The organism is Marichromatium purpuratum 984, from assembly GCF_000224005.2.
Classification (GTDB): Bacteria; Pseudomonadota; Gammaproteobacteria; order Chromatiales; family Chromatiaceae; genus Marichromatium; species Marichromatium purpuratum.
Genome location: NZ_CP007031.1, coordinates 1945777 through 1962565 on the forward strand (window position 1 = coordinate 1945777; position 16789 = coordinate 1962565).

At 62.6% G+C, this 16789-nt stretch carries 13 protein-coding genes and 1 tRNA gene; 10 read left to right on the forward strand and 4 right to left on the reverse strand.

Annotated features, from left to right (window positions below):
- Positions 1-10: 10 nt before the first annotated feature.
- Complete coding sequence (locus tag MARPU_RS08620; RefSeq protein WP_005224133.1) at positions 11-703, reverse strand: DUF2461 domain-containing protein; 693 nt, start codon at positions 701-703, stop codon at positions 11-13.
- 360 nt (positions 704-1063) lie between these two features.
- Here MARPU_RS08620 and MARPU_RS08625 point away from each other — a divergent pair, with 360 nt between their 5' ends.
- The 8 genes from MARPU_RS08625 (at position 1064) to MARPU_RS08650 (ending at position 12383) form a co-directional block, all read left to right on the forward strand.
- Positions 1064-3121, forward strand: coding sequence for a type I restriction-modification system subunit M (locus MARPU_RS08625; protein ID WP_005224134.1), 2058 nt, complete (start codon positions 1064-1066; stop codon positions 3119-3121).
- The gene (locus tag MARPU_RS17155; RefSeq protein ID WP_005224135.1) at positions 3118-4410 is read left to right on the forward strand and encodes a restriction endonuclease subunit S; all 1293 of its coding nucleotides are present in this window, start codon (positions 3118-3120) and stop codon (positions 4408-4410) included. The genes MARPU_RS08625 and MARPU_RS17155 overlap by 4 nt, the downstream gene beginning before the upstream one ends.
- The gene (locus MARPU_RS08630) at positions 4407-5318 is read left to right on the forward strand and encodes a DUF5655 domain-containing protein (protein WP_005224136.1); all 912 of its coding nucleotides are present in this window, start codon (positions 4407-4409) and stop codon (positions 5316-5318) included. Before MARPU_RS17155 ends, MARPU_RS08630 begins: the two co-directional genes overlap by 4 nt.
- A complete protein-coding gene (locus tag MARPU_RS08635; RefSeq protein ID WP_005224137.1) occupies positions 5319-8378 on the forward strand; it encodes a type I restriction endonuclease subunit R in 3060 nt (1019 codons plus the stop codon).
- Between the two features lie 100 nt (positions 8379-8478).
- A complete protein-coding gene (locus tag MARPU_RS17585) occupies positions 8479-9693 on the forward strand; it encodes a COG3904 family protein (protein WP_198015464.1) in 1215 nt (404 codons plus the stop codon).
- A 314-nt stretch (positions 9694-10007) separates the two neighbouring features.
- Positions 10008-10574, forward strand: a complete 567-nt coding sequence (locus MARPU_RS08640) for an SgcJ/EcaC family oxidoreductase (protein ID WP_005224139.1) — start codon at positions 10008-10010, stop codon at positions 10572-10574.
- Entirely contained in the window at positions 10571-11674 is a 1104-nt protein-coding gene (locus MARPU_RS08645) for a CobW family GTP-binding protein (protein ID WP_005224140.1), read from the forward strand. Before MARPU_RS08640 ends, MARPU_RS08645 begins: the two co-directional genes overlap by 4 nt.
- A 94-nt stretch (positions 11675-11768) precedes the next feature.
- Positions 11769-12383 carry a 6-pyruvoyl trahydropterin synthase family protein gene (locus MARPU_RS08650; RefSeq protein WP_005224141.1) on the forward strand — a complete coding sequence of 205 codons (615 nt, stop codon included), beginning with the start codon at positions 11769-11771 and terminating at the stop codon, positions 12381-12383.
- A 140-nt stretch (positions 12384-12523) separates the two neighbouring features.
- On the opposite strand, the gene MARPU_RS08655 is transcribed toward MARPU_RS08650, so the two are convergent.
- Positions 12524-12611: transfer RNA gene (locus MARPU_RS08655), tRNA-Ser, on the reverse strand.
- A gap of 227 nt (positions 12612-12838) precedes the next feature.
- Here MARPU_RS08655 and MARPU_RS08660 point away from each other — a divergent pair.
- Complete coding sequence (locus MARPU_RS08660; protein ID WP_005224142.1) at positions 12839-13507, forward strand: Bax inhibitor-1/YccA family protein; 669 nt, start codon at positions 12839-12841, stop codon at positions 13505-13507.
- 72 nt (positions 13508-13579) lie between these two features.
- The gene (locus tag MARPU_RS08665; RefSeq protein WP_005224143.1) at positions 13580-13765 is read left to right on the forward strand and encodes a hypothetical protein; all 186 of its coding nucleotides are present in this window, start codon (positions 13580-13582) and stop codon (positions 13763-13765) included.
- A gap of 57 nt (positions 13766-13822) precedes the next feature.
- Here the strand turns inward: MARPU_RS08665 and MARPU_RS08670 are convergent, their stop codons facing one another.
- Together MARPU_RS08670 and acuI are read right to left on the reverse strand one after the other, a co-directional pair.
- On the reverse strand, positions 13823-15583 hold the full coding sequence (locus MARPU_RS08670; RefSeq protein WP_005224144.1) for a SufS family cysteine desulfurase: 1761 nt from the start codon (positions 15581-15583) through the stop codon (positions 13823-13825).
- A 204-nt stretch (positions 15584-15787) separates the two neighbouring features.
- A complete protein-coding gene (gene acuI / locus MARPU_RS08675; protein ID WP_005224145.1) occupies positions 15788-16786 on the reverse strand; it encodes an acrylyl-CoA reductase (NADPH) in 999 nt (332 codons plus the stop codon).
- Between the last annotated feature and the right edge of the window lie 3 nt (positions 16787-16789).

A 16789-nucleotide genomic window follows, 5' to 3' on the forward strand; every position in this document is an offset into this window, starting at 1 on the left:
GGCGCTGCGCTCAGAACGGCACGTCGAGCGCGCTGGAGAGGAAGCGCATCAGCGGTGTCGCGGCCCGGAATGCGTGCTCGACGCGGGCGACGAAATCACCGCGCACGGCGACGTCGGTGTCGGCGTCGCACATCAGAAAGAAGCTCCGGCGCTTGATGTCCTCGATGTGTGGATGTCGCGGGTCGAAGCCACGCGGTGCCCGCTTCAGGCCCTCGCCCTCGACGCCACCGAAGCCGTCGATCAGGGCCGCATCCTCGATCACCGCGCGCCAGCCGTCGACATCGTCGACGATCGCCTGACGGATCAGCGCCAACTCCGGTCCCGGCGCCAGCCAGATGCCACCGCCATAACGCACCCGTTCGGGCGTCAGCTCGACATAGAAGCCGGGCGCATGGGCGCTCTTGCCGGTCTGGTGACGGAAATGACAGGCGACGTGGGTCTTGTAGGGCCGTCCGTCCCGGGAGAAGCGCATGTCGCGCTGGATGCGGAACATCGAGCCACCGTGCGGTCGGGGATCGGCGACGAAGTGAGGCGAGATCCGCGCCAGAGGCGGCGCCATCGCCGTGATGAAGGCCCCCATCGGCTCGACCACCGAGGCCCGATAGCGCGCCTTGTTGGCGTTGAACCACGCGCGATCGTTGTGCCGCGCGAGATCGCTGAAAAAAGCGAAACAATCCGCCGGAAACCCCTCGAACGCCGACATCCTCGACACCCCTCCCGATGATCGATACCCGGACGCCCGGAGTACGCACCGGGCAATGCCACATCGTCGCACCGATCGAGCGCGATGGCATCGGCAAGATGCAGAGACCCTACAGCAGCCCGCAGCATCGTCGGGAGAGCAATCCATCTCGAGCGGCGCTGATGACCGGATCTGCAAAGCCTTGCGCTTTCCCTGCCGCGACCGCTTCGGCTAGCCTATGGGGCTTGCTCGGATCCACCGCGGCGGCAGGTCGACGGTCGAGGGGTCGCCCGCGTTATCGCTCAGCGTCAGCAGCTTCGCCAGGGCCGCGCCAGGATGGAAGGCCGAGCCCTGGAAACCCAAGGAGCCAAGACCCCGTCGATGACGAATTTCTCCGAAAAAGTCAGCTTCATCTGGAGCGTGGCCGATCTGCTGCGCGGCGACTACAAGCAGTCCGAGTACGGCCGCGTCATCCTCCCCTTCATCCTGCTGCGGCGTCTGGATCAGGTGCTGGCCCAGACCCGCGAGGCGGTCTGGAGCGCCGATCGCGCGAGCGAGGGACTGGCCGAGGCGCTGCGCGAGAAGATGCTGATGAAGGCCGCCGGCTGCGGCTTCTACAACCTCAGCCGGCTCGACCTCCCCAAGCTGCTCCAGGACCCGGACAACATCGCCGCCAGCCTCACGGCCTACCTGCATGGCTTCTCGGCCAACGTGCGCGACATCCTGGAGCGTTTCCGCTTCGAGGCCCAGATCGCCCGACTCGACACCGCCAACCTGCTCTATCTGGTCGCGCGCAAGTTCGTCGAGATCGACCTGCACCCCTATCGGCTCGACCCCAACGGCCACCCGATCCGCGATGCCAACGGCCAGCCCGAGGCCAATGTCACCAACCACGAGATGGGCGTCATCTTCGAGGAGCTGATCCGTCGCTTCTCGGAGCAGTCCAACGAGACCGCCGGTGAGCACTTCACCCCGCGCGAGGTCATCGCCTTCATGGTCAACCTGCTCTTCGCCGAGGACGACGACGCCCTGCGTCAGCCCGGCGCGGTGCGGACCATGTACGACCCCGCCTGCGGCACCGGCGGCATGCTCTCGGTGGCGGAGGATCATCTCGCGCAGCTCAACCCCGAGGCCCGTCTGGAGGTCTACGGCCAGGAGCTGAACGACGAGTCCTACGCCATCTGCAAGGCCGACATGCTGGTCAAGGGCCAGGCCGCCGACAACATCAAGTGCGGCAACTCCTTCTCCGCCGATGGCCTGCCCTGGCTCGATGTCGACTACCTGATCTCCAACCCGCCCTTCGGCGTCGACTGGTCGAAGGCCGAGAAGATCGTCCGCGAGGAGCACGAGGACCAGGGCCACGCCGGACGCTTCGGCCCCGGACTGCCGCGCAAGAACGACGGCTCGTTGCTCTTCCTGCTGCACATGCTGAGCAAGATGAAGCGCCCCGAGCGAGGCGGCAGCCGACTGGCGATCGTCTTCAACGGCTCGCCGCTGTTCACCGGCGGCGCGGGCTCGGGCGAGAGCGAGATCCGCCGCTGGATCATCGAGAACGACTGGCTGGAGGCCATCGTCGCCCTGCCCGACCAGATGTTCTACAACACCGGCATCAGCACCTATGTCTGGCTCCTGAGCAACCGCAAGGCGCCCGAGCGCCGGGGCAAGGTCCAGCTCATCAACGGGATCAACCACTTCCGCAAGATGCGCAAGTCGCTCGGCGACAAGCGCAAGCAGCTGGGACCGGACGACATCGACACCCTGACGCGCCTCTATGCAGACTTTCAGGAAGGCCCCGAGGTCAAGCTCTTCGACAATGCCGACTTCGGCTTCCGGCGCATCACCGTCGAGCGACCGCTGCGGCTCAACTTCCAGGTCACGCCCGAGCGCATCGAACGGCTGACCGAGGAAAAGGCCTGGCAGAAGCTCGTCACCAGCAAGAAGAAGGGGGCCGCCGCCCAGGCCGAGATCGCCGAGGGCGAGGCGCTCCAGCAGGCCGTGCTGGACATGCTGCGGACGATCGACGCCACGACCCTCTACCAGGATCGCGACGCCTTCACCCAGGCCCTCAAGGCCGCCGCCAAGGCCGCAGGGCTCAAGCTCCCGGCGTCCCTGCTCAAGACTCTCCTCGGCGCCCTGTCCGAGCGCGACGAGACCGCCGAGGTCTGCACCGTCAAGGGTCAGCCCGAGCCGGACCCCGAGCTGCGCGACTACGAGAACGTCCCGCTCAGCGAGGACATCGACGCCTACATGGCGCGCGAGGTCCTGCCCCATGTGCCCGACGCCTGGGTCGATCACGCGAAGACCAAGATCGGCTATGAGATCCCCTTCACACGGCACTTCTACGTCTATGAACCGCCGCGACCGCTGGATGAGATCCGCGCCGAGATCGAGGCGCTGGAGGCGGAGATTCAGGGGATGTTGGGGAGGGTGTTGGGGTGAGCCTCCTCTTGCCGATCGAAGCACCAAAGCACTGGCAACGGCGACGAATTCAGGCAGTGTTCCACATGTATGGCGGTGGCACACCAGCTAAGGAGAACCTCAAATTCTGGGGCGGAGAAATTCCGTGGGTATCTCCCAAGGACATGAAAACGTCGTTCGTATCTTCGACAGAAGACACGATCACCGAACAAGCGGTCGCCTCCTCTGCCACAAGAATTGTCCCTGCAGGTTGTCTACTCATCGTTGTGCGGTCAGGGATCTTGAAACACTCGATCCCAACAGCGATTGCGAGTAAGGCAGTGTCGTTGAACCAAGACATAAAGGCACTAGTCCCAATCGAGCCGGTCGATACACGATATGTACGCTATATGCTCACCGGCCACGAAAAGCTATTGCTCACCGTTTGGCGTAGCCTTGGCGCAACAGTCGAGAGCCTTGATTCAGAAAGAATCAAACAATCGACCATTCCATTGCCATCGCTATCAACACAGAAAGCCATCGCTGATTACCTCGACGACAAGACCGCCGCCATCGATGCGCTGATCGAGAAGAAGCGCAAACTGCTGGATCTACTCGCCGAGGAACGCACCGCCCTCATCAACCAGGCGGTGACCAAGGGTCTCGACCCAACCGTGCCGATGAAGGACTCCGGGATTCCTTGGATGGGGGAGATACCGGCGCATTGGGAAGTCGTTCAATTGAAGCGCAAATGGTCAATCATCGATTGTAAGCACCGAACGCCAGAGTATCTTTCTGAGGGATTCAAGGTCGTATCAACAACCGAAGTCAAACCAGGAAGAATTGATTTGTCGCTCGTAAGTCGACTTATTGGAAAAGATGACTTTAATGATATGACAGAAGGATCTCGCAAGCCTCAATTTGGCGACATCGTCTACAGCAGAAATGCATCTCTAGGCGCCGCAGCTTACATAGACACGGAAGAGCCTTTCGCAATGGGTCAAGATGTGGTTTTGATAACATCAAAAAGGCAGAACCAACTATACCTATCTCAGCTGTTAAATAGCCCTATTTGCACAACACAAGTCAATTTAGCTTGCGTCGGCGCGACTTTCAAGCGGATCAATGTTGGACAAATAAGAAAAACCAACGTTTGCCTGCCCCCACGAGAAGAGCAAGACTCGATCGCAAACTACATTGACAATATAGATTTTAGGTTCACGTCCATGCGGGAGATTTTGGAGCGCCAGATAGGTCGCCTCCAAGAATACCGCCAAGCCCTCATCACCGCCGCCGTCACCGGCCAGCTCGACATCGAGGCGGCGGCATGAGCGATATCAAGTTGTTCCAGATCGACGCCGACGGTGCTCGGCAGTTGAAGGCGGGGACCGTGGCCCTGGAGAGATCGTTGCAACATCTCATCGAGCGCAATCTCGACGTGCTGCTCGGGGTCTTCTTCCTCGCCAGCGAGTACAGCACGGGCAAGAAGCACGGGGGGCGGATCGACACCCTGGGGATCGACGAGAACGGCTCGCCGGTCATCATCGAGTACAAGCGCCATCTCAACGAGAACGTCATCAACCAGGGGCTGTACTACCTGGACTGGCTGCTCGACCATCGCGCCGAGTTCAAGCTGCTGGTGATGGAGAAGCTCGGCGCCCGGCGGGCCGACGACATCGATTGGCGGAGCCCGCGACTGCTCTGCATCGCCGGTGGTTTCACCAAGTACGACGAGCACGCGGTCGCGCAGATCAATCGCAACATCGAGCTGATCCGCTACGCCCGCTATGGCGACGAGCTGCTGATGCTCGATCTCGTCAACCGGACGGTGGCGACCGAGTCGGTGGAGAACGACGACGACCCCGTGGTGAGCCAGTGCAAGACACCGCCGATCTCGGCGCTGCTGTGCCAGCTCTCGCCACCGCTCGACGATGTGTGGAGCGCGCTGAGAACCTTCCTACTCGGGCTCGGCGATCTCGACGAGGTGACGGTCAAGGAGACGAAGCTCTACATGGCGTTCCGCCGCTTGAAGAACTTCGCCTGTGTCAGACCGACCAACAATCACCTGAGGATCTGGACCAAGGTCGATCCCGACACCGTCGAGCTGGTCGAGGGCTTCAGTCGCGACGTGCGCAACATCGGCCACCACGGCACCGGCGATCTGGAGATCCAACTGCACACGCTCGATGACGTCGAGCGGGCCAAGCCGCTATTGGTGAGGGCATTCGAGGACAACTGAATGACGCAAGGAATGCACACCGAGGACGCCTTCGAGCGCCTCATCGTCGAGCATCTGGTACGCCACGGCGGCTACGAACCACACGGGGGCGCGGCCTTCGACCCGGATGCGGCGCTGGCCGTCCACGCCGGCTACGACGCACGGCGCGCGCTGATCCCGACGGAGGTAATCGCCTTCGTCTCGACCACCCAGCCGAAGCCCTGGGGCAAGCTCCGGGAGATCCACGGCGCGACGCTCGACGAGCGCTTCATCGACGCGCTCTGCAAGGTGCTCGACCAGCGCGGGCTGCTCGCGGTGATCCGCCAGGGCTTCAAGTTCCACGGCCAGCAGATCCGGCTTGCTTACTTCCGCCCCGGCAACACCCTCAACCCCGCCGTCTGGGACCTCTATGCCCAGAACCGCCTGCGCGTGGTGCGCCAGCTGCGCTTCGACCCCGACACCGAGCAGGCGCTGGATCTGGCGCTCTTCATCAACGGTCTGCCGATCGCCACGGCGGAGCTGAAGAACGCCATGACCGGCCAGACGGTGGCTGACGCCCGTCGTCAGTACCGCCGGGACCGCGACCCCAAGGCGCCGCTGTTCCGCTTCAAGGCCCGCGCCCTGGTGCACTTTGCCGTGGACACCGACGAGGTCTGGATGAGCACGCGGCTCAGCGGGCTATCGACCCGCTTCCTGCCCTTCAACCGCGGACACGACGGCGGGGCCGGCAATCCGCCGGTCGAGGGCAAGCACCGCAGCGCCTATCTGTGGGAGGAGATCTGGCAGCGCGACAACCTGCTGGAGCTGGTCGGCCGCTTCCTGCACCTGCAGACCGAGCAGATCAAGGACCCCGACAGCGACAAGGTGCGAGTCAAGGAGACGCTGATCTTCCCACGCTATCACCAGTGGGACGGTGTGCGGCGGCTGCTGGCCGCGGCACGCGAGCACGGCGCCGGCAGCAATTATCTGGTGCAACACTCGGCGGGCTCCGGCAAGTCCAATACCATCGCCTGGCTCGCCCACCGGCTGGCCTCGCTTCATAACGGCGAGGACGACAAGGTCTATGACGCCGTGATCGTGCTCACCGACCGTCGGGTGCTCGATCAGCAGTTGCAGGACACCATCTATCAGTTCGAGCACAAGAGCGGCGTGGTCGAAAAGATCGACACCGATTCGACCCAGCTCGCCAAGGCGCTCGAAGCCGGCGTGCCCATCATCATCTCGACCATCCACAAGTTCGGCTTCATCCAGGACAAGCTCCAGGCCCTGCCGGATCGGCGCTATGCCATCGTCGTCGACGAGGCCCACTCCTCGCAGACCGGCGAGATGGCGGTGACCGTCAAGGAGCTGCTCTCGGACAGCTCGCTCGCCGCCAGGCTGGAGGCGGACGGCGAGGAGCTGTCGACGCCGGACCAGCTCGCGCTGCGCGCGGCCCTGTTTCGCGGGCCGCAACGCAACATGAGCTTCTTCGCCTTCACCGCGACGCCCAAGCACAAGACCATGGAGCTGTTCGGTCACAAGGGGCCGGACGGCAAACCGGCGCCCTTCCATCTCTACTCCATGCGTCAGGCGATCGAGGAGGGTTTCATCCTCGATGTGCTCAGGGGCTACACCACCTACAAGCGCTTCTTCCAGATCGCCAAGTCCGTCGCCGACGATCCCGAGCTGGACAAGAAGAAGGCCGCCGCCGCGCTCGCCCGCTTCGTCAACCTGCATCCGACCAACCTCGCGCAGAAGACCGAGATCATCGTCGAGCACTTCCGCGCCTGCGTGATGCACCAGCTCAAGGGGCGCGCCAAGGCCATGCTGGTGACCAGCTCGCGCCTCATGGCGGTCAGGTACAAGCAGGCGTTCGACGCCTATCTGAAGGAGAAGGGCTACACCGACCACCTGCGCTGTCTGGTCGCCTTCTCGGGCGAGGTGCAGGACCCGGACGCGCCGGGCGTCAGCTACAGCGAACCGCAGATGAACGGCGGTATCAAGGAGGCCGAACTGCCGGGCCGGTTCGCCTCCAGTCGATACCAGTTGCTGATCGTCGCCAACAAGTATCAGACCGGCTTCGACCAGCCCCTGCTCTGCGCCATGTATGTCGACAAGCGTCTCGACGGCATCCAGGCGGTCCAGACGCTCTCGCGCCTCAACCGCACCTGCCCGGGCAAGGAAGAGACCTTCGTGCTCGACTTCGTCAATGAGCGCGAGTCCATCCTGGCGAGCTTCCAGAACTACTACGAGACGACCACGACCGCCGACGAGGTCGACCCCCAACGTCTCTACGAGCTACAGCACGAACTCGACGAGTTTCAGGTCTACACCAGCGCGGAAGTCGACGAACTCGCCGCCGTCTTCTTCAAGCTCAAGGCCGAGCAGCAGCTCTCGGACAACGCCCGGCTCAACGCCTGGATCGACCCGGCGGTGGACCGCTTCAAGGCGCTTTGCGTCAACCCGGCCGACGAGGACGGTCAACAGCGCCAGGAGGATTTCCGCGGCAAGCTCAACGCCTTCAAGAACCTCTATGCCTTCCTCGGCCAGATCGTGCCCTTCGCCGATCCCGACCTGGAAAAGCGCTATCTGTTCGTGCGGCTGCTGCTACGCAAGCTCCCGCGCCCGGACCAGGGCGACCCGGTCGATCTCGAAGGCGATGTGGCGCTGGCCTCCTACAAGTTGAAGCTGGAGGAAGAAGGCGACCTGGTCCTTCGGGCCGATGGGGTCGGAGAGCTGACCGGACCCGAGTACACCGGGACCGGCGCGGCTAAGACGCCGAAGGAGCGGCTCTCGACCATCATCCAGGTCATCAACGAGCGTTTCGGCACCGACTTCGACGCCCAGGACCTGGTCGACGGCGTCACCGCGCAGCTCCTCGCCGACGCACGACTACGACAGGCGGCACGGGTCAACGACAAGGGGAACTTCGCCGTCCCCTTCCGCGAGGCGCTCGACGACGCCCTGGTCAGCCGCCACGAGAAGCACGGCGACTTCATCAACCAGCTCTTCCAGGACGAAGACCTTGCGGAATTCTTCCGTGGCTGGATGCTGGAGCAGGTCTACAAGCGTTTTCACGAGCCAACGACGTCGCTCGGGTAACTCGTCGCCCACCGTTTCACCGAGACATCATCAACACCCGTGGAGGGTTTTCCCGGCATCCGCGATATGCCACAGAAAAGCGTTTGTTGGACGAAGACGGTTGATAGAGATGCTGGTTGAGTTGCCGAGAACGACAATCCAACCAGCCGCCATCGCATCTCAAAACACAATCTCAAAGCGTTCCACAACAATTACGATCGATATTTCTCTTGACTGCACGGAATCGCACAGAGAGCAAAAGCCAATGACAAATGAAAAGCCCAGCCCAGAATCTCAACACACTTCATGGGCGCTGAAATCCATACATCTCCTCGCCTTGGCAATTTTCTCTTTCTCTGTAACCATCAGCAATATAGCATTATCAGATACAAGCAACGCGATCGGCGGCAAAAAAGGCAATTGGATTTGGGATAAAAACGCTGCGGCAACATTCTTTAAAAAATACGAAATCGCTGTACTAATTGAATTCATACCTGAAGAGAATTGCAGACAGGTATTCTCCATCTTCGGAAACGGCAAAATAAGATCGATCAGATTCACTATTGATGGAAAGGAATACGAAAGAGTTGAAGTCTCACCCACAAAGACTGCCAGTGGAGTTGACGTATCCTCATTCTTACTAAGCGACGAGGCGCTCCTCGACATCAAAAGAGGATATATCCTCAAGATCTGGACCAACGAAGGTTTACTGACAACTGACCTTTCAGGTTCAGCGTACTCAATCAACAATGCTTACAATTACTGCATCCAACTCAAACAGTCGAATTCGAGCAATATTCAAACAAACAAAAGAAAACACTCAAAAGAACACACCCATAACACCCACACCTCAGAAAAGCTCCGTTACATCACGTACGAAGGAATCGACCTCCTTGTTTTCGAGGGTGCTTTTGAAAAGGATGATGGCCAGCACATCATTTCAGCACTGCAAGAAGCCAGAGCACCGATACTCTTCATCAGCAGCCCTGGAGGGCTGGTTTCCGAGGCTCAGATGGTCGGTTACTATCTACGAAGCAACAACATTAAAGTCTTCGCGTTCGGTGATTGCGCCAGCGCCTGTACGTTTGCACTGGCTGGTGGAGTAGAGCGTCATGCGGTCGATGGTGCGCGTATCGGACTGCATCAGTCATCTTTCGTCAATCACACTGGGAGCCTTTCCCAAGGTCAGCTGCTGACAGGAAACTATATTCGATATTTCAAGGCGATGGGGGTCGACCCAGAGATCGTCGCCCTGGCGGCCACCACTCCGAGCGATCGCATCCAATGGATCAGCATTGAACAAGCCAAGAGTCTGAATTTGATCTCGGAACATTAAGACCCGATATGCAATTCAGTTTTTGAAAAAACTTTTTGCGACAAAGGTTTCATTGCAGGAAGAACAGAGATCAGATACCGAAACGTCAAGAACTCCCGGCAGGGGTCTGGACATTTCTCGTCGATTGTTTTCCCACTATGATCGCTCCGGGACAGTCGCCTGATACTCAACGACATCTCTGGCTGTTATGCTCGGGCGCGATGCACCGAGTATTCGGGTCCGTGCGCAAGCCGAAGCCGGCCGACTCTCGCACATCCGACAAGCCCCGCCATCGCAACCGTCATGTGACGAAACCTCAGGCAAGAACCCTGCTTATGAAGTCTAAACACAACAATCCGTCGGTCAGCGGTATACGGTTCCTGGATCCCAGGTCAGGCAAGGATCGGCGCACCCTGAGCGCCTCGCTGCGTGGTGGTCGCCATGCTGTCTCGGGAGATACCGCATCATTCGATGCCGAACCGATCGACACCTCGGAGGTGGTCGAGACGGTTGTCTGCGCGCCGGCAACGCTGCGCTTGGCCGAAGAACTGTTCGAGCGTTGGAACAGCGCACTCGAAAGCGGTGATGCCCGAAGGGTCGGCCTGTGTTATGCGGAAGACGCGGTCCTGTTGCCCACAGTGTCCAATGTGCCTCGCCTCTCCCGTCGCGAAATTCAGGAATATTTCGAGCACTTTCTTCAAAAACAGCCTGTGGGAAAGATCGATCAACGCAACGTCAAGTTTGGCTGCAACAAGATCACTGACGCCGGCATTTACACTTTTCGCATCATCAATGACGGGAAGACCGAATACGTGCCTGCGCGTTATACCTTCGTCTACGAGAACCGTGACGGCGACTGGCTGATCGCCCATCACCATTCATCCTTGATGCCCACATCATGACGTCTCAAACGTCGAAACCATTGACTGACCCCGCGCCCGACCTCGTTCCGGTCACATTGTTGACCGGATTTCTGGGCAGCGGGAAAACCACTGTGCTCAACAATTTGGTACGCCAACCGGAATTGGCAGACGCACTTGTCATCATCAACGAGTTCGGTGAGATGGCGCTCGATCACATGCTGGTCGCACACAGCACCGAAAACCTTGTCATGGAGATGAGCAATGGCTGTGTATGCTGCAGCATTCGTCATGATCTGGTAAAAACACTTCGCGATATCACATGGCGCTATTCGCGCAATGGCGAGCGATGGTTCAAGCGGATACTGATCGAGACCACGGGGCTGGCGGATCCAGCACCAATCATCCACACGCTGATGACCCACCCTCGAATCGCCCCGCAATACCGACTCGACGGCATTGTGGCGACCGTGGACATGGGGACGGTGATGGACACACTGGACCACCATCAGGAGGCTATCAAGCAGGTCGCCATGGCCGACGCCTTGTTGCTGACCAAGAGCGACCTGGTGGCAGAGGAGCGACGTGGCCCGCTGCTGCACCGACTGGATGCCATCAACCCGGCCGCACCGCGCTGGGAGGTCCGCGACGGCGAGATCGCGGCACACCAGGTGCTCGGCCTTGGCCTATTCGATGCCACGGGAAAAACACCCGACGTGGCCCGCTGGCTCAACGAAGCGTCCTATGCGGTACAGTCGACGCATGCACATGCCCACGAGCACGAGCACGAGCACGGTCAGCACCATGATGAAAATCGGCACGACGATCACATTCGCGCCTTCTGTTTCACCATCGAGCAACCCATCGCCGAGGACAGTCTGACGAATTGGCTCGAGTTGCTGGCAGATTTCTCCGGCAGCAACATCCTGCGCGTCAAAGGCATTTTCAATATCGAGGGCACGGCGCGGCCGGTTGTCGTGCATGGTGTCCAACACGTCTTTCACCCGCCTGTCACCTTGCCGGCCTGGCCGAGCGAGGACCAACGCTCACGAGTGGTGTTCATCACGCGTGATGTCAGCAGGGAGCTGAAGGATTTCATCGAACGCGCCAACCATGTCTTGGCGACAGGAGCACTTTCGTGAACCCATTGTGGCTCATGCCGCGGCACCTCGGGCGCCGCCACTTCCCCGTTAACGCTATCGTGGCACTCGATTGCTCTCGCCAGAGAGGTGGCGCGTGCTGATTCGCAAGCTGTTCAAATTCGAGAACGCACACGTCGTACGCGGATGCAGCACGCGACGGTGCTCGCACTCCATCCACGGCCACTCCTACAAGGTCGAGCTGCTGCTGGAGGCACATGCGTTCGACAATGGCCAGATGATCTATGACTTCGGCCTGCTCAAGAGCCACGTGCGCGACCTGATCGACGCCTTCGATCACTCCATTGCGCTGTGGTCGGGTGATGATCCCGAATACCTGGATGCAATGCGCAAACACTCGGAACGCTGGGTGCTGATCCCGGTATCACCAAGCGCCGAACAGTTCTCGCGCCTGTTCTTCCGTCTTGTCGACACCGCCCTGTCGCTGACCGACATGGCCAACGGCGAAACCGATGTACGTCTGCACTCGGTCATCGTCCATGAAACAGAGACCGGCTACGCGCAGTGCTTCCGCGCAGACGCGAACAACCCGCGCATGGGCCGCATCGACCTGCCGGCGATTGAGTTCGCACCGGCCATCACCGAGCAATGGCCCGACCCTGATCTCTTCGAGCGGATCAAGCGAGGGGAGCGTCAGGTCAATCCATTGAGCCCATGCGACCAAGTATCCGGCCCAGACGAGCGTTCATGAACATGCGGCCGGTTGACGACGGGAGGGCGGATCGCGCGGAGTGTCGTGATCAAGCGGTTTGAGCCGACGGAGCGCGAGACGATCGGCACGCCGCGCCTGGCCCATCCTGCAGATCGACGGCTTCACGGCTTGGGAGTGTTTGGCGGAGAGGGAGGGATTCGAACCCCCGGACCCTTTCGAGTCAACGGTTTTCAAGACCGCCGCTTTCGACCGCTCAGCCACCTCTCCGGGGTACGCGCGGGACGACCTGTGGGGATGGCTTGAGTTGGTGCCGGTCGTCCGCATCTGGCGGGGATGGAAGGATACCGCAACTCGGGCGTTTTCCCAAGTCCGGTCGGGCTTGCGCGGGACGGCGGGTCAGGTATCCTTCTGGAACTTGAGAGATCGCAATCAGTCTCACCCAGCGATCAACTCGGTTTCTCAACCTGTTCGACCATAAGGAGTGAATGCACGACATGGCCAACAACAACTTTTCCTTCGTTCAGAGTGCTCCGTCGGCCGTCTCGGCCAACAAGGTGCTCAAGAACACCTACCTGCTGCTGGCCGCGACCCTCGGTTTCAGCGCGCTGACGGCGATGCTGTCGATCGCGCTGGCGATGCCCTCCTGGACCTACCTGGCCTCGGTGATCGTGGCCATGGTGCTGGGGATGTTCGTGCTGCCGCGCACCGCCAACTCCTCGGCCGGCATCGGCGTGATCTTCCTGATCACCGGCCTGATGGGCTTCGGTCTGGGCTCGATCCTGAGCATGTATCTGGCACTGCCCAACGGCCCGCAGACCGTGGGTCTGGCCTTCGGTGGCACCGCCGCGATCTTCCTCGGGCTGTCGGGTTACGCGCTCAGCAGCAAGCGTGACTTCAGCTTCATGGGCGGGTTCATCTTCGCCGGCATGATGGTGGTGATGATCGCGGTGATCGCGAACCTGTTCCTGCAGATGCCGGCGCTGTCGCTGGCGATCTCCTCGGCCATCATCCTGCTGATGAGCGGCTTCATCCTGTTCGATACCAGCCGGATCGCGCGGGGTGAGGAGACCAACTACATCATGGCCACCTACGGCATCTATCTGAGCATCTTCAACATCTTCATCAGCCTGTTGCAGATCCTCGGCATCATGGGCGACGAGTAACCGCCACGCTCGCCCCTCGACAGCCCCGGCCCCGCGCCGGGGCTTTTGTTTGTCTCGCCGGAGGTCTCCACCATGGAACTGTTTCTGAAGATCATGGCCGCAGCCCTGCTCGGGCTGATGCTGTTCTATCTCTGGCCGGTCTACAAGCGCTGGCAGGAGCACGGCCCCAAGGCCGAGAAGGGTGACTGGGCGGCGGCGATCGTACCGCTCGGCGCCGTCGCCGCGCTGGTGATCGTGCTGATCATGGCGGTGCGCTGAGGCGCGCCCCACCCTCCCCCGGCACGGGGCCGTCCGGCCCCGTGCCAATGCATTCACTCAGGCGTCTGCCGCGACCTGGCGCGCGGCCACCTGACGCAGTCGCTGCACCATCGCCTCGAGGCCATTGCGCCGGTTCATGCTGAGATGCCCGTCGAGCCCGAGCCGGGCGAAGAAGGCGCGGGCGTCGAAGTCGAGGATGTCGCGCGCGCGCTGCCCGGAGTAGAGCTGCTGGAGCAGCGCGATCAGCCCGCGCACCAGCTCGGCGTCGCTGTCGGCGAGGAACTCGACGCGCTCGGGGGCGTCGGGCATGGCGCGGGCGGCAATATAGACTTGGCTCTGACACCCCTGCACATGCGTTGCGGCGTTCTGCATCGACGCGGGCAGGTGCGGCAGCCGACCGCCGAGATCGATGATGTACTCGTGCCGGGTCGGCCAGTCGGGCAGCAGCTCGAAGTCGTCGGCGATCTGCGCGGCGGCGGCGGCGGGCGACTCGGCGCTCGGCCCCGGGTAGTCGAGCGCGACCTCGGCGACGGGCGCGACCCGTGCCTGACGCGCGCGCGTCTCGGCGGCGATCTCGACCAGCGCATCGGCCAGGAGGTCGATCTCCTCCAGGGTGTTGTAGACCCCGAAGGAGGCGCGCACCGTGGCCGCCACGCCGAGCCGCTCCATCAGCGGCTGACAGCAGTGGTGCCCGGTGCGCACGCAGATGCCGCGCAGATCGAGCGCGGTGCCGAGGTCGAGGCTGGAGATCGCCGGGGCTTCCATCACCCAGGAGGCGACACAGCTGCGCCGCCGCGCCCGGCCCTTGAGCGCGAGTCCGGGGATGGCCTCCAGGCGCTCGGTGGCATGACGCAGCAACCACTGCTCGTGGGCACTGATGCGCTCGAAGCCGACCGACTCGATCCAGTCGATCGCCGCGCCCAGCCCCACCGCGCCGGAGATGTTGGGCGTACCGGCCTCGAAGCGGGTCGGCGGCGCGGCATAGCGGGTGGTCTCGAAGCTGACCTGCTCGATCATGTCGCCACCGCCCTGATAGGGCGGCATCGCCTCGAGCAGCGCGCGTTTGGCATAGAGCACGCCGATCCCGGTCGGGCCGTAGAGCTTGTGGCCGGAGAAGGCGTAGAAGTCGGCGTCGAGCGCGCGCACGTCGGTGCGCCCGTGGGCGACCCATTGGGCGCCGTCGACCAGCACCAGGGCACCGTGCGCATGGGCCAGCTCGATGATCTCGCGCACCGGGTTGACGGTGCCGAGGGCGTTGGAGACCTGGTTGACCCCGACCAACCGGGTGCGTGGCGAGAGCAACCGACGGTAGGCCTCGAGGTCGATGTCACCGGCGTCGTCGATGGGGATGACGCGGATACGCGCCCCGGTCTGCTCGGCGAGCATCTGCCAGGGGACGATGTTGGAGTGGTGTTCGAGGTTGGAGAGCAGGATCTCGTCGCCGGGGCCGAGGTTGGCGCGCCCCCAGGTGGCGGCGACCAGGTTGATCGCCTCGGTGGTGCCGCGGGTGAACACGCACTCGGCAGGCTCGGCGGCATTGAGAAAGCGCGCCACCGCCGCGCGGGCGTGCTCGTAGAGCCGGGTGGCGTGTTGCGAGAGGCGGTAGTTGCCGCGATGGATGTTGGCGTGGGCGGCACGGTGATAATCGCTGACCGCCGCGATCACCGCTTGCGGCTGCTGGGTCGAGGCGGCGCTGTCGAGATAGACCAGCGGGCGACCATCGACCTGGGTGGAGAGGATGGGGAATTGGGCGCGCAACGCGACGACGTCGAGGGTCGCGTCGTCACTGCGCGGAGCCGGTGCGGCTTGAGCGTTCATGGCTGAATTCGTTAGGTTTAAGGCGATGCACGATTCTATCGCGGAGGCATCCGGTGCGGTCGGCCGGATGCCTCGGCGACAGTGCGGCAGGCACACGACGCGCGTCCCTGGGCGGCGTGGTCGACCGATCGACGGGGCGCGCTCCGCGCGCCCCCATTGGGTAGAGATGTGGGTCCGCCGCGGGCGGGATGCCAGTGGCTCGGCTCAGTCGGCCTCGGGGATGCGCACCACGGTGCGCCCACGGACCCGCCCGGCGAGGATCTCTTCGGCGGCCTGAGGCAGCTGCGCGAAGTCGACCTCACGGGTCATGGTCTCGAGCCGGTCGAGGTCGAGATCGCGCGCCAAGCGCGCCCAGGCGCGCTCGCGCAGCGCGTGCGGAGCCATCACCGAGTCGATGCCGTAGAGGGTGACGCCGCGCAGGATGAAGGGCGCGACCGTGGTCGGCAGCTCCATCGCATCGGCCAGCCCGCAGGCGGCCACCGCGCCGGCGCGCTTCATGCGGCTGAGTACGTTGGCCAGGGTGAGGCCGCCGGCGACATCGATCGCCGCCGCCCAGCGCTCTGATTCGAGCGGGCGCGGGGGCTGGGTGAACTCGGCGCGATCGAGGATCTCGGTGGCGCCGAGTTCGCGCAGATAGCCCGCCTCGTGCGCCCGTCCGGTGACCGCGGTCACCCGATGACCGAGCCGCCCCAGCAGGGCCACGGCAATGCTGCCGACGCCGCCGGCGGCGCCGGTCACCAGCACCTCGCCGGCACCCGGTTCGAGCCCGTGCGACTCCAGCGCCAGCACCGCGAGCATCGCGGTGTAACCGGCGGTGCCGATGGCCATCGCCTGGCGGCTGGTCAGCCCCTCGGGCAGCGCCACCAGCCAGTCGCCCGACACCCGAGCGCGCCCGGCATAGCCACCGGAATGCTTCTCTCCGACACCATAGCCGTTGAGCACCACCCGATCGCCGGGGCGAAAGCGCGGATCGCCCGACTCCACCACGCGACCGGCGAAGTCGATGCCGGGGATCAGCGGGAAACGACGCACGATCGGCGAGCGTCCGGTGAGCGCCAGTCCGTCCTTGTAGTTGAGCGTCGAGTACTCGACCGCGACGGTGACATTGCCCTCCATGAGGTCGGCCTCGGTCAGCCGCGTCAGTTCGAGCTGCTGGGCGCCGTCGTGACGATCGATCCGATAGGCGCTGAAGGTGGTCGTCATGTG